The sequence below is a fragment of the Providencia rettgeri genome, assembly GCF_023205015.1.
In the GTDB taxonomy this organism is placed as follows: Bacteria; Pseudomonadota; Gammaproteobacteria; order Enterobacterales; family Enterobacteriaceae; genus Providencia; species Providencia rettgeri_E.
Map to the genome: position 1 here is coordinate 2,413,531 of NZ_CP096258.1, position 14,712 is coordinate 2,428,242.

The window sequence follows — 14,712 nt, forward strand, 5'->3', positions numbered from 1 at the left end:
TAGGTAATAAGATGCAGAAAAAATCCATTTATGTTGTCTATACTGGCGGAACAATTGGCATGCGCCATTCACCACAGGGATATGTGCCGGTTTCCGGTCATTTACAAGCTCAGTTAGCTCAAATGCCCGAGTTTCACCGCCCTGAAATGCCTGAGTTTACGATCCGTGAGCATCAGCCGTTGATTGATTCATCTGATATTACCCCTGAAGATTGGCAGCTTATCGCTGATGACATTTGTGAAAACTACCCACTTTATGATGGGTTTGTCATTTTACATGGCACTGATACCATGGCTTTTACTGCTTCCGCGTTATCTTTCATGTTTGAAAACTTGAAAAAACCGGTGATAGTGACAGGGTCACAAATCCCCTTGGAAGCATTGCGTTCTGATGGGCAGACGAATCTATTAAATGCATTATATTTAGCGGCAAACTACCCCGTTAATGAAGTCGGACTATTTTTTAATAATAAATTATATCGCGGTAACCGTACCGTTAAAGCCCATGCTGACGGCTTTGATGCGTTTAGTTCGCCTAACTGCTCACCACTAATGGAAGCGGGCATCAATATTCGCACATTTAATACATGCCCTGCTCCTATTGGTATTGGTGAATTTAAAGGCCACCAAATTACACCTCAACCTATCGGCGTGGTGACACTTTACCCTGGACTTTCCATTGAGATTGTTCGCAATATTCTTCAGCAACCCGTTAAGGCACTAATATTGCGCTCTTACGGTGTCGGTAATGCCCCTCAGCAACCCGAATTACTCCGTATACTTCGCGAGGCAACGAATCGGGGAATTATTGTGGTGAACCTGACACAATGCATTTCTGGTCGTGTTAATATGGAAGGCTATGCCACAGGTCACGCGCTTGCAGAAGCTGGAGTGATCAGTGGATACGACATGACTTTTGAAGCCGCCTTAAGTAAGTTGCACTACTTACTTAGCCAAAATTATACCCCTGCGTTAATCCGTGAGCTAATGCAGAATAATTTACGCGGTGAGTTGAGCTATGCTGATGAATAATAGATAACATACTGAGGACACAATGAAAACAGCTTTACTGTTAGTCGATTTACAAAACGACTTTTGCACCGGCGGGACATTGGCAGTAAATGAAAGCGAACATGTCATTGATGTTGCGAATAAAGCAATCGCTATTTGCCAACAAAAACAGATAGACATCATTGCAAGTCAAGATTGGCATCCCGCGACACACCTTAGTTTCGCAGCTAATTCAAACACACAAATTGGCGAAGTCGGTGAATTAAACGGCATTACACAAGTTTGGTGGCCGATTCATTGCGTTCAAGGTGAACACGGTGCTGAGTTACACTCAAATTTAAATCAATCGCTTATTCGTGAAATTTTCACCAAAGGGGAAAACCCACAGGTTGATAGCTATAGTGCTTTTTTCGATAATGATAAAATTAGCCAAACTCGTCTTCATGCATGGCTACAAGAACACCACATTTCGCATTTAGTTATTATGGGAATTGCGACGGATTATTGTGTCAAATTTACTGTACTAGATGCATTAAAACTAGGCTATACCGTGGGTGTTCTCGTTGATGGGTGTAGGGGTGTTAATCTAGCGGCTAATGACAGCCAAGACGCCTTAGCCGAAATGCAAGAACAAGGTGCAAGGCTAATTACCTTAACCGACCTACATTAGCGCATTTTTATGGACAAGTTTTCTCAATGATCTATTTCCAATGGCTATATTCTCAATAACAATATGAGAAAACTTGTTCAGTGACACTGTCACTATGCCGCGCCACATTGAATAAACAAACTATTTTGTAGAATAACCGTTATTCATCATTATGTTGCGGTTTTAAGGTCGCCAGCATTTCACCTTGGAACAACATTTTTAGCTCTTGTTTGCTCTTCATCGTAATTTCACCATTAGTCCCTACCGTCATATGCTCTGGGTCATGGTTATGTCGTGACTGCCACAATAATACCATTTGTAAACTATGTTCTTTCTGTTCCGGTGTTAACATCACCCCATCCGGCCATTTACCGAGTTCAACGGCGGTTACTAGGCGTTCATAAATTTCCGGGGTCATCATTGCCAACAATTGTTCAAGTTGTTCTGGATTAACTTCAACGCTCACGGTAAGGCTCCTTCAAATACACAATTAGCACGTTATTTTGTTTTTCTCGATTTCAGCTAATAGCTGAATCGTTTTTGTTATTCTTATACAATAGCTTCAGCAACCTTCAGCTCTTTATCCACGCGTCTTTTCACCACTATCATCATCAATAAAGCTTAATGATGCTGAATTAATGCAGTAACGCTGACCAGTAGGCTGAGGGCCGTCTGGAAATACATGCCCTAAATGCGCATTACAGTGTTGACAGCGAACCTCAATACGATGCATTCCATGAGAGAAATCCTCAATGTATTTGATAGCCTCTTCATTAACCGGTTGATAAAAGCTTGGCCAACCACATCCTGCATCAAATTTGGTCTCAGACATAAATAAAGGTGTACCACAACATAAACATTCGTACACACCGTCTTTACGGTTATGCAATAATTGACCACTAAAGGGGGGCTCGGTACCGGCTTGCTGTGTAACGTAACGCTGCATTTCATTTAACTCTGAAATATCAATAGGTTGGTTATCTTTATTTGACATGTCATACCTACATATTTAAATAACTAGACGGTTTAATGGTTATCATACATCAATTTCAATCAACAAAAAATTAACAACATTTTCTGTAAAACTATTCTAAACTAAGAAGCATCTTACTTTCCGTTTTGATTTGTGAACCGTATCACATATATCACTGATAGATGGTTTCATTATGCCGTACAATCCCGATAATACGTGCGGCTGTATTTGCCGCTGAAGTGGCTGACAAATAAGCAATTGGTGGTATCAGAATTGATTTTTTTCAATAATTGACACGATTCCGCTTGACGGCTGGCAAGGTTTTGGTAACTTTAACTACAACTTAATTCACGAATAAATAGCTGGTGGAAATACTATGACTATCAAAGTAGGTATTAATGGTTTTGGTCGTATTGGCCGTATCGTTTTCCGTGCTGCACAAGAGCGTTCTGACATCGAAATCGTTGCTATCAACGACCTCCTCGATGCAGAATATATGGCGTACATGCTGAAATACGACTCAACTCATGGTCGTTTCAACGGTACTGTTGAAGTTAAAGATGGTCACCTAGTTGTAAACGGCAAAAAAATCCGTGTAACAGCAGAAAAAGATCCTGCAAACCTGAAATGGAACGAAGTCGGTGTTGACGTCGTTGCTGAAGCAACAGGTATCTTCTTAACTGATGAAACTGCACGTAAACATATCCAAGCAGGCGCTAAGAAAGTTGTTCTGACTGGCCCTTCTAAAGATGATACTCCTATGTTCGTTATGGGTGTTAACCACAAAGCTTACGCAGGTCAAGAAATCGTTTCTAACGCATCTTGTACAACTAACTGCTTAGCTCCACTGGCTAAAGTTATCAACGACAAATTCGGTATCGTTGAAGGTCTGATGACGACTGTTCACGCAACAACTGCAACTCAAAAAACAGTTGATGGCCCTTCGCATAAAGACTGGCGTGGTGGTCGTGGTGCTGCTCAAAACATCATCCCATCATCAACAGGTGCAGCTAAAGCTGTAGGTAAAGTTATCCCTGAACTGAATGGCAAACTGACTGGTATGTCTTTCCGTGTACCTACGCCTAACGTTTCTGTTGTTGACTTAACTGTTCGTTTAGAAAAACCAGCAACTTACACTCAAATCTGTGATGCTATCAAAGAAGCAGCAGCAGGCGAGCTGAAAGGCGTTCTGGGTTACACTGAAGATGACGTTGTATCAACTGACTTCAACGGTGAAAAACTGACTTCAGTATTTGATGCTAAAGCTGGTATCGCACTGAACGACAACTTTGTTAAATTAGTTTCTTGGTATGACAACGAAACGGGTTACTCTAACAAAGTATTAGACCTGATCGCTCACATCTCTAAATAAGAGCTGTCGCGTAATCTGTCTAACTGAGCCGCCAATTGGCGGCTCTTTTGTACCGTATCCAATAACAATTAACACTTCATATTTTCTGCTATATCGCTTATGGTTGATCTCTCATTGGATACGCTATAAACACAACTTATTTTAGAATGAATACTATTCACTGCGGCTTTAAGTATGCTGGGCAGATACTCTAAATAATTCAAGTGAACGAACACCGTCAACAATGCTGCAGTTTAATGTATGACGAGTATTCACTCTGTTCCATTAACACAGGCCTAATACCATGCACGATAAACTTTTTGCATTACCGGTCATCAAACAAATCTCCGCTTATATCACTCAACGCCAACTTGATGAGCTTCCACTCATTGTTATCTCGCATCCCAAGGTGCGTGGGGCCGTCAGTTTACAAGGCGCCCAACTTATTGATTGGCAACCTGCAGGGCAAAAACCTTGCTTATGGCTAAGTTCTGAGAGCGCTTTTAAAGAAGGTGTTGCTATTCGTGGCGGTATTCCTATTTGTTGGCCTTGGTTCGGTCCTGTTGCCAGCCCTAGTCATGGTTTTGCTCGAATTCTACCTTGGCAATTTACTGCACATAATGAACATGAAGATGGTGTTATTTTAACCTTCACATTAACAGATACAGAATATACCCGTAAATTATGGCCCCATGAGTTCACTCTGATCCTGCGTATGAAACTAGGTGAAACGTGCGAGCTTGAACTAGAAAGTTATGGGGACTTCGAAACGACTGCCGCATTACACAGTTATTTTAATATCAGTGATATTCAAAAAGCCACTGTCTATGGGTTAGGTGGCCACTATTTCGATAAAGTTGCAGATAAAGAAGTTTATGAAAATGAGCCACTAAAGTTTAATAAACATACCGACCGTATTTATTCAGAGCCAGAAGAATATAGCCTCTTACGTGATGATGGATGGGCCCGTACAATAGAAATTCACCATTACCATAATAGTGATGTTGTTTGTTGGAACCCTTGGGCGGAATTATCATGCAGTATGGGCGATATGCCAAATAATGGCTACAAACAGATGGTTTGTGTAGAAACAGCAAGGATCAACGTCCCAATGAAAAGTGATGCGCAGCACCCTGCCCGCCTTTCATTAGTGATGGTCAGCCGCGATAATAAGCCGCAAGATTAATTATTCATTCTAAACATATAAAATCTAAGCTCATCAAATTTCTAGATAGATAAAATTAGCCCCTGACAATCATCATGATATCAGGGGCTATTTAATTTACTGTTCTATAACGAACTTAGAATGTGTAAGTGACGCCCGTCCACATAATGGCAGAAACATCTTTATTTACCATTGGGCTATCTTTCACTTCACTTGGCAGGCGGTCAACACGGCCCATTGCGAATACCGTCCAATTTTCATCAAAGCGGTAATTTCCTGTCACTTCAACGTATGGTGTCCAACTTGAACCTGGGTTATAGCGTTTTAAACCGCTATTACGTGATTCTTTTGAAGACACGCCATATTCATAACGATTTTGGTTCTTACTATCCCATTTAATACCAAGGCCCGGAGTGATTGACCATTTGTCACCTTCAAAGCCATATAGGTAGGCAAACTCACCACGAATACCATTACTGATACCTAAAATATCACCAGAAATATTCGTTCTCAGCGTACCCCAATCAGCTTTATGACGATAAGTCAGCCCCGTCATCACCGTATCACGGCGGCGGTCTAACTCGCGCATCGCTTTATCATCATTATCTTTAGGTTTAAAAAATTGTGGATAATAATAAGCATCTAATGAGAGTTGGTCTTGCTTATCGTTCCATAGGTAGTAACCCGCAGCTAATGTATGAAAATAGAAATTCTCGCTGTCATAATTAACAATAGGTACTGGCGTGACATAATCACGGCTCTTAATTCCTTTATAAGGTGTTGATTGCGCTAATACCGAGCCACCAACAGACCAAGTTCCAGCAAAAGCGGTCCCAGATAACACACTCAAAGCCACCGCAAATGTCGTTAATTTAATTGCTTTTGACATATTATATTTAACCTAAAAATAATGAGAAATAGATCACATACTATATGTATATTAATATAGTTACAATCCAAACATTCTTAACCAAAATCACACTTAAAGCCAAATTTTCACTATTTTTAGCGTGACTGATTAATATTTATTCTACTTTATTTTCATAAGAAACAGGAACTCTTTTCGCGAGTGCGCAAAGTAGCTCATAACCAATGGTGCCAGCTGCTTGTGCCACCTCATCAACAGGTAAATTTTGCCCCCATAATTCCACTCGCTCACCCAGTTTAACATCGTCACAATCACTGATATCAATGGTCAGCATATCCATCGAAACCGCCCCCAGTAGTGCACAACGCTTTCCTTTGCACCATACTGGTGTTCCATTTGCAGCATGCCGAGGGTAACCATCGGCATAACCACACGCCACTGTCGCAATACGCATCGGTTTAGTTGATGTAAACCGGCTGCCATAACCAATTGATTGACCTGCTGGAATTTCATGGATAGCAATCACTTCTGATTGTAATGTCATCGCTGCCTTCAAGCCCAACCCAGATATATCAGTAGATTTTCCACTTGGAGACGCACCATACAGTAAAATCCCCGTACGGATCCAATCATATTGCGTATGTTTATGCCACAGTGTTGCCCCTGAATTTGCGATACAGGTTTCTAAAGATAAGTGTTCAAATTGCTGGATTTGTTGAAAAGGCTCAGCAACGCCGGTTTTGGTATCTGAATTAGCAAAGTGACTCATTAACGTTAAACTACGTACATTCGGCATTTTAGATAACCGTCGTACGACATTTTCGTAATCGTTCGGTAGAAAACCTAACCGATTCATTCCACTGTTTAGCTTAATATAGACTGAAATCGGTGATGATAATTGAGCATTCTCAATGGCAAATAATTGCCACTCACTATGCACGCTTGTCGTTAAATTATATTGATCAATCAATTGCAAGTCTTGAGGCTGGAAAAAACCCTCTAACAATAGAATTGGCCCTTTCCACCCTTCTTTTCTCAATAAAATGGCCTCATCAAAATCTAATACCCCAAAGCCATCCGTTTCTTTTAGCGCAGGCCAAATCTGCTTGATGCCGTGACCATAACCGTCTGCTTTCATAACTGACCAAATTTTTGATTTTCCAACATGTTGCCGTACGACAGACAAATTATGTTGTAAATTTTGTAGATGAATAACAGCACTTATTGGACGCGGCATTTAAATTCCTTAATACATTTAATTAATTCTAAAATTACAATGATACAAAAACATCAAATACTTAGCGCGCTGGTGTTAAATCACCCTGCGTAACCAACTTGGTATTAAAACCATCAAGATATCTAAATACCGATAGATCATCAGACGCTATTTCTGGTGTATTCCCTGAAATGATATCTGCCAGCAACTTCCCTGCACCACAAGCCATTGTCCAACCCAGTGTCCCATGCCCAGTATTTAAATATAAATTACCGTATGCTGTCGGCCCCACTATTGGAGTACCATCTGGTGTCATTGGACGCAGGCCCGTCCAAAATTGTGCTTGTTCGATATCACCGCCGCCTTGATACAAATCTTGTACCACCATTTTCAATGTTTCGCAGCGTTTTTTCAGTATATTCAAATTAAAACCAACGACTTCAGCCATTCCACCGACGCGAATACGCTCATCAAATCGCGTTACTGCAATTTTGTATGTCTCATCCAAAATGGTGGAGGTTGGCGAACGCTGATCATCAATAATCGGCATGGTTAATGAATAGCCTTTAAGCGGGTAGACTGGGATTTTAACCAGACTTTGTAACATTGAGGTAGAATAAGAGCCCATTGCAACGACATAGCGGTCTGCTTGCAAAATTTCACCATCAATTTTGACGCCAGTCACCTTATTACCTTCAGTTAAAATCTGCTCAACATGGCCACCAAATTTGAATTTAACGCCTGAGTTTTGTGCCATTTTGGCTAGTTTTTTAGTAAATTGCTGACAATCCCCCGTTTCATCATTCGGTAACCGCAATCCACCGGTAAGCTTATGCTTAACAAATTCTAACGCAGGCTCGGCTTTAACGAGTTCATTTGATGTCAGTAATTCGTATGGAACCCCTTCTTGCTGTAAGACCGCAATGTCATTAGCCGCATTATCAAACTGCTCAGCAGTACGAAAAAGCTGTAAAGTCCCCCCTTGGCGGGCTTCATATTCGATACCCGTATCCGTTCTTAATTGACGAATACAATCACGGCTGTATTCTGCAATACGAACCATACGGCTTTTATTCATTGCATAATGTTGGATATCGCAATTTTTTAACATCTGCCACATCCAACGCAGCTGAAATAGCGTGCCATCTGGACGTATCGCTAAAGGGGCATGTTTTTCAAACATCCATTTCACTGCTTTAAGGGGGATCCCAGGTGCACCCCATGGGGTTGCATATCCAGGAGATATTTGCCCTGCATTAGCGGCGCTTGTTTCTTCTGCCACATCATGTTGTCTATCCACCACTAGCACTTCGTGCCCTTCTTGTGCTAAATACCACGCGGTTGTCACACCGATCACGCCTGCGCCTAACACTAGAATTTTCATCGCTTCCCCACAAAGTAAAAGTCTGCACCATTTCTTTTAGGATAATATTCTAGAAATTATTTGCCAATGTGGTGAATTAACACTTTTAACAATACAGTTAAAAAATTTAAATTTCGTCACATTTGATTTACATGCCGATATTAAATTCCAGTTCAAAATTCAAACAAAAAATTAATTGATTTAAATTCAACAAGATAAAAAAAATGCAGTTTTAATTATTTTTTAATTTAGAATTTTCTATCGATTCACGTGAGGTGCCCAATAAAACCGATTTATTTTATTAAACTAAGAAGAGGAAATTTGACGGTATTAAATACCAATAAATAAACAAAGATTGGTTTTTCACTTCATTCAAGTGAACAATGGCTATTTGGCCAAAATCTGTCAATGATTAATGATAAAAAACCAGCATACTGATATAACACAATATGCTGGCCTAGCTGGATTAAATACCCGTTAACTAGCGGCTTTGAGCTAAATCAGAAGGCATATTGCTTTGCATACTATGCCAAATTATTCCGCTTTCTTTACCATAGTTACGCACACAATCCATAATACGATCATAGGCTTGCTCACGACAAAGATGGCTTAATTGTTGATAAAAATTCAACGCTAAGCGCCTCGCTTCAGGGTTTGAAAAATAATAGCGGCCAACACGGGTATACAACCCTCTTAAACCGTTAATAATCAAACCATAAATTGGGTTACCGGATGCAAATGCAAGCCCACGGAAAATGTTATAATCCAAATCACTGAATGCATCTGAATTATCTTCCACTTTTTCCCGCCCAGCTAACACCTCTATTGATTTCTCTGGGTTATTTCGAAAGGCAGTGCGAATAAAAATTGCCGCAATATTGGTACGTACTGCCAATAAATTATCAATGAGTTGCGGTACTCTATCGTGATCAAGCCTAGCCAGTGTCTCTAAAATATTTAGGCCAGACGTTTCCCAATAGTTATTCACTTTCGTTGGTTTACCATGCTGAATGGTTAACCAACCGTCACGAGCCAAACGCTGTAACACTTCACGTAAGGTTGTTCTTGTTACACCAATTAACTCCGAAAGCTCACGCTCAGCGGGTAAAATTGAACCTGGTGGAAAGCGGTTGTTCCATATGCTCTCAATAATATACTCTTCCGCGAAACCGGCCGGACTTTGAGCTTTAATAACCATATTTTTATTATTCCAAACATTTAGACGGATATTGAGCAAATCATACCAGATTGTCATCACCTGATATAGTTAGACTAAAAATAAAGGGTGAAGCAAATCATATAATTTCCATATAATTCATACGCTCTCAATTAGCAAATAAGCTTAAAATCTGTCAGAGATAAGAGTAGTATGTATAACACAGTACACGACATCCGCATAAAAGAGGATAACGAACCATAATGGATTTTAGTTTAAAAACAGCTTTTTTGAAAAATTTTCTGGGAAATTCGCCTGATTGGTACAAATTAGCAATTATTATATTCCTAATAATTAACCCTATTGTCTTTTTCTTTATCAGCCCCTTCGTTGCAGGCTGGCTATTAGTCGCTGAATTTATATTCACACTCGCAATGGCACTTAAATGTTACCCATTGCAGCCTGGCGGTCTTTTGGCCATAGAGGCCGTTCTCATTGGTATGACTACACCAGCTCAAATTTCACATGAAATTAGCAATAACCTTGAAGTTATCTTGTTACTGATTTTTATGGTAGCGGGTATCTATTTCATGAAGCAATTGCTTTTGTTTGTTTTTACCAAACTGTTGATAAACGTGCGTTCTAAGCGCATTCTTTCCCTTGCCTTTTGTATCGCGAGTGCATTTTTATCTGCATTTTTAGATGCATTAACCGTTATTGCTGTGGTCATTAGCGTTTCAATTGGTTTTTATTCTATCTATCATCAGTATGCTTCTAACCAACCCAGCAGCACTGACCTACAAAATGATGGTTTCATTAACAGTGCAGAGCAGAAACAGACCCTTGAGCAGTTTAGGGCTTTTTTACGAAGCTTGATGATGCATGCAGGTATTGGTACCGCGCTTGGTGGTGTCATGACCATGGTGGGTGAACCACAGAACCTTATCATTGCAAAACATGTCAATTGGGACTTCATTACCTTCTATATCCGTATGGCTCCTGTAACCATACCGGTTTTTGTTTGTGGTTTAGTCGTCTGCTTTGTTGTTGAAAAATTTAAACTATTTGGCTACGGTGCTGAGCTTCCAGACTCTGTTCGCCAAATTTTGACTGAACACGATAAAAAACAGACCGCTAAACGTACCAAAAGAGATCTTGCACAGTTAGTCGTTCAAGGATTAATTGGTATTTGGTTGATAGTCGCCCTTGCTTTCCATTTAGCTGAAGTTGGTCTGATTGGCTTATCCGTTATCGTACTTGCTACCGCATTTTGTGGGATCACAGAAGAGCATGCATTAGGTAAAGCCTTCGAAGAAGCGTTACCTTTTACCGCGTTATTAACGGTCTTCTTTAGCATTGTTGCTGTTATTATTGACCAGCAATTATTCACCCCATTTATTCAGTTTGTGTTGCAATCCTCTGAATCATCGCAACTCTCCTTATTTTATCTGTTTAATGGCTTACTCTCTGCTGTATCAGATAACGTTTTCGTAGGGACAGTTTATATTACTGAAGCTTTAAAAGCGGCAAATGACGGGTTGGTGTCAACGGAACAATACCAGTTTTTAGCCGTGGCAATTAATACAGGGACTAACTTGCCTTCTGTTGCGACACCTAATGGCCAAGCTGCCTTCTTGTTTTTATTAACATCCGCGTTATCACCGCTGATCCGTTTGTCTTATGGTCGCATGGTTTGGATGGCGCTGCCATATACCATCGTAATGACAATTGTTGGGCTATTAGGAGTCGAATTCTGGCTAGTACCAATCACGCATTGGATGGAAAGTATTGGCTTGATAACATTCGCTCAGTAACTATACTTTAAAGCAATTAGCCGTCCCCCAATACGGCTAATTGTAATATTAGGTAAAGCCCTATCTAAAAATTGCATAATTTCACTTTAATTACTTTTTTTATCGGTGCGATAGAGGCAAAATGGGTGCATTACTCAATTAGGATACTAAGTATGTTCAGATTTTTTAACTACTGCTCACAAGGAAGAGTCGCTTGGCTACTCATGGCCTTTATTGCCTTTATGCTCGAGTGTGCGGCTTTATATTTTCAGCATGTTATGAAGCTACAACCATGCGTTATGTGTATCTATGAACGCGTTGCATTACTTGGCATTATGGTTGCTGGCATAGTTGGCGCAGTAGCACCGCGAAACATGGTGATACGCTGGGTTGCCATGCTTATTTGGGTTTACTCTGCTTGGCGCGGTTTAGATCTTGCATGGGAACATACCATGCTACAGCTTTATCCTTCCCCATTTGCCTCTTGCGATTTTTTTGTTAATTTCCCTGATTGGTTACCATTACAAGAATGGGTGCCTGCAGTGTTTGAAGCGACAGGTGACTGTGCCGTTAGGCAGTGGGCATTCTTAGGGCTAGATATGCCACAGTGGTTAATTGGTATCTTCGCGGCTTATCTCTTAGTAGCCATCATTGTTATCATCAGCCAGTTTTTCCCAGCCAAAAAATAGTCATTAAGGCCCCAAATGTTACGTTCAACATTTGGGGTTCCTAGAACAACAAAGTCGACTTATTGAATAACGCGTTCTAATTTCACAGGAATATTTTTATACGCAGGAATACCACATTGCGGGTCGAAATTATCTAACGAAATTAAATTATTAGCTTCAGGAAAATAAGTAGCAACGCTGCGGTCTGCCATATCATAAATCACGACAGTGAGGTTATCTAAACGACGTTTTGTCGGTTTTTGCTCACGATCTAATGCAATGAGATTTACTTTATCCCCCGCCTCTAATTTCTGTTTTTGGGCTTCGGCACCACTAATGAAAACAACATCTCGCTGCCCAAACACACCACGGTATCGGTCATTTAAACCATAAATTGTGGTATTGTATTGATCATGGCTACGCAATGTTGCCAAAATTAATTCGCTGTTTACGGCTGAATTCGGGTCTTCAATAACGCCTTCTGTTGGTACAAAATTAGCTTTACCTGATTGCGTTAACCAACGACGTTCAGAAGCAGCGTTAGTCAGATGGAACCCTCCTGGTATTTTAATACGCGCATTATAATCATCGAAACCAGGTAATACTGCTTCCATCGCATCACGGATCAAGTCGTAATTACCGATAAAATCATCCCATTCAACTTTACTATTCGGTATTGCCGCTTTCGCTATTCCTGCGACAATCGCACACTCGGATTTAAGATAAGGGCTACAAGGTTTAAGTAGACCTTTTGATGCATGGACCATCGACATGGAATCTTCTACCGTAACACATTGCACGCCACTGCTTTGTCTGTCTATCTCGCTACGCCCTAATACCGGTAACAAGAATGTCTGCTTAGCGGTTAATAAATGAGAACGATTCAGTTTAGTGGCTGTATGGACAGCTAAATCAAGCTTTTTCATACCTGAAAAACAAGCGTCTTTGTCTGGCATTGCAACTGCTAAGTTTCCACCCATACAGATTAACGCATTGGCTTTGCCTTCAGAAATCGCTTGCATGCTCGCCACTGCAGCATGGCCAAATTCACTTGGTGGTTTAAAACCAAATCGTTGTTCAATTTTGTCTAAAAAGCTTTTTGATGGTTTCTCTGTAATGCCAACCGTTCTGTCACCTTGAACATTCGAATGACCCCGTAATGGGCAAATACCTGCACCTTCCCTGCCAATATTTCCTTTTAGTAGCAGTAAGTTAACAAGTTGCTGAACATTCTGTGTACCATGTTCGTGCTGAGTGATCCCCATGCCATAACAGATAATGGTACTTTTTGCCTCAATATAAAGGTCAGCAATCTCTTCAATAGACTCACGTGGTAAACCAGAAACCCTTAAGATATCTTTCCAGCTTGTTGTCTGTAAGTCATTTTTTAAAGCTTCATAACCCTGGGTATGAGTTGATATGAACTCAGTATCAAGAATAGGCTCGTTTCCTGCCTCTACAGCAGCTTGGTGCTTTTCAATCAACAACTTCATGACGCCTTTAAGTAGCGCGGTGTCTCCACCGACACGAACCTTATAATAGTGCCCTGCTAAAGGTGTAGACTCTAGTGTTAACATTTCTACTACGTCTTGCGGGTAGGTAAAGCGCTCAAGACCACGCTCTCTTAAGGGATTGATTGCAATTATTTTTGCACCGCGTTTAGAAACTTCACGCAATGAACTCAACATCCTCGGATGGTTAGTTCCTGGGTTATGGCCTATGCAAATCACTAAATCCGCTTTATCAAAATCATCTAACAATACTGTCGCCTTACCGACACCAATGGAATCAGCAAGACCAACACTCGTTGGTTCATGGCACATATTTGAACAATCAGGGAAATTATTTGTGCCATATTCACGAGCCAATAATTGATATAAGAATGCGGCTTCATTTGAAGTCCGCCCGGAGGTATAAAACTCAACGGTATTTGGATTGGAATAACTCTGTAAACGTGTCCCTATTTGCTGAAATGCATCTTCCCATTCGATTGGTTCATATTTATCTGTTTGTGAATTATATTTCATAGGATGCGTTAAACGTCCCTCATCCTCTAAATGAAAATCATCCCACTCAAGTAATTCTGTAACGGTGTATTTAGAAAAAAATTCTGGGGTTGTTTTTTTAGATGTTGCTTCCCAAGCAATGGCTTTTGCCCCATTCTCACAAATATCAAATGACGCTGTGTGTACCGGATCAGGCCACGCGCAACCAGGGCAGTCAAAGCCATCCACCTTATTCATTTCAAACATCGCAATGATATCGTGCCCGATTTTCATTTGGCCACGTAACGCTTCTGCAACGGCTTTAACAGCACCCCAACCAGCAGCTGGGCCATCATACTCTTCAATTTTCTTTTTCATTTGGCATTACTCTTTAATAAATGTAAACATCTTTATATGTGGTTTTATAATTATCGAAAATATTCTTTATTATTTAATATTAGTAATATCATCATTAAATATCAATAATTAAAATAAACACCTAAATAGATGCTCAT

The 14,712-nt window shown here is 40.4% G+C and carries 13 protein-coding genes; 6 read left to right on the top strand and 7 right to left on the bottom strand.

The genetic code is table 11. The features are described 5' to 3' along the window. Window positions 1-11 precede the first annotated feature (11 nt). Window positions 12-1,031: an asparaginase gene (gene ansA / locus M0M83_RS11060; protein WP_248466583.1), complete on the top strand. Its 1,020-nt coding sequence runs from the start codon at window positions 12-14 to the stop codon at window positions 1,029-1,031. A gap of 22 nt (window positions 1,032-1,053) precedes the next feature. Beyond that, the gene (pncA, locus tag M0M83_RS11065; protein WP_248466584.1) at window positions 1,054-1,680 is read left to right on the top strand and encodes a bifunctional nicotinamidase/pyrazinamidase; all 627 of its coding nucleotides are present in this window, start codon (window positions 1,054-1,056) and stop codon (window positions 1,678-1,680) included. 139 nt (window positions 1,681-1,819) lie between these two features. On the opposite strand, the gene M0M83_RS11070 is transcribed toward pncA, so the two are convergent. After that, complete coding sequence (locus M0M83_RS11070) at window positions 1,820-2,125, bottom strand: YeaC family protein (protein WP_125893051.1); 306 nt, start codon at window positions 2,123-2,125, stop codon at window positions 1,820-1,822. Window positions 2,126-2,239: 114 nt separating this feature from the next. Next, entirely contained in the window at window positions 2,240-2,653 is a 414-nt protein-coding gene (msrB, locus tag M0M83_RS11075; protein ID WP_125893049.1) for a peptide-methionine (R)-S-oxide reductase MsrB, read from the bottom strand. Window positions 2,654-3,008: 355 nt separating this feature from the next. Between msrB and gapA the strand changes: the two genes are divergently transcribed. Both gapA and M0M83_RS11085 read left to right on the top strand, forming a co-directional pair. Next, entirely contained in the window at window positions 3,009-4,004 is a 996-nt protein-coding gene (gene gapA, locus M0M83_RS11080; RefSeq protein ID WP_004911198.1) for a glyceraldehyde-3-phosphate dehydrogenase, read from the top strand. Between the two features lie 283 nt (window positions 4,005-4,287). Continuing rightward, complete coding sequence (locus tag M0M83_RS11085; protein WP_125893047.1) at window positions 4,288-5,169, top strand: D-hexose-6-phosphate mutarotase; 882 nt, start codon at window positions 4,288-4,290, stop codon at window positions 5,167-5,169. Window positions 5,170-5,284: 115 nt separating this feature from the next. Here the strand turns inward: M0M83_RS11085 and M0M83_RS11090 are convergent, their stop codons facing one another. The 4 genes from M0M83_RS11090 to fadR all read right to left on the bottom strand — a co-directional run bounded on the left by M0M83_RS11090 (window position 5,285) and on the right by fadR (window position 9,793). Continuing rightward, the gene (locus M0M83_RS11090) at window positions 5,285-6,037 is read right to left on the bottom strand and encodes a MipA/OmpV family protein (RefSeq protein ID WP_125893045.1); all 753 of its coding nucleotides are present in this window, start codon (window positions 6,035-6,037) and stop codon (window positions 5,285-5,287) included. Between the two features lie 136 nt (window positions 6,038-6,173). Then, window positions 6,174-7,253 carry an alanine racemase gene (gene alr / locus M0M83_RS11095; protein WP_248466585.1) on the bottom strand — a complete coding sequence of 360 codons (1,080 nt, stop codon included), beginning with the start codon at window positions 7,251-7,253 and terminating at the stop codon, window positions 6,174-6,176. A gap of 61 nt (window positions 7,254-7,314) precedes the next feature. Further along, a complete protein-coding gene (locus M0M83_RS11100) occupies window positions 7,315-8,616 on the bottom strand; it encodes a D-amino acid dehydrogenase (RefSeq protein ID WP_213912664.1) in 1,302 nt (433 codons plus the stop codon). Window positions 8,617-9,076: 460 nt separating this feature from the next. After that, window positions 9,077-9,793 (bottom strand): fatty acid metabolism transcriptional regulator FadR, encoded by a 717-nt coding sequence (fadR, locus tag M0M83_RS11105; protein WP_125893216.1) that lies wholly within the window; start codon window positions 9,791-9,793, stop codon window positions 9,077-9,079. A 221-nt stretch (window positions 9,794-10,014) separates the two neighbouring features. Here fadR and nhaB point away from each other — a divergent pair, with 221 nt between their 5' ends. Together nhaB and dsbB are read left to right on the top strand one after the other, a co-directional pair. After that, on the top strand, window positions 10,015-11,565 hold the full coding sequence (gene nhaB / locus M0M83_RS11110; RefSeq protein ID WP_125893038.1) for a sodium/proton antiporter NhaB: 1,551 nt from the start codon (window positions 10,015-10,017) through the stop codon (window positions 11,563-11,565). Between the two features lie 152 nt (window positions 11,566-11,717). Continuing rightward, complete coding sequence (gene dsbB / locus M0M83_RS11115; RefSeq protein ID WP_248466586.1) at window positions 11,718-12,233, top strand: disulfide bond formation protein DsbB; 516 nt, start codon at window positions 11,718-11,720, stop codon at window positions 12,231-12,233. A 59-nt stretch (window positions 12,234-12,292) separates the two neighbouring features. Here dsbB and M0M83_RS11120 read toward each other — a convergent pair whose 3' ends face one another. Next, window positions 12,293-14,575: an FdhF/YdeP family oxidoreductase gene (locus tag M0M83_RS11120; protein WP_125893034.1), complete on the bottom strand. Its 2,283-nt coding sequence runs from the start codon at window positions 14,573-14,575 to the stop codon at window positions 12,293-12,295. Between the last annotated feature and the right edge of the window lie 137 nt (window positions 14,576-14,712).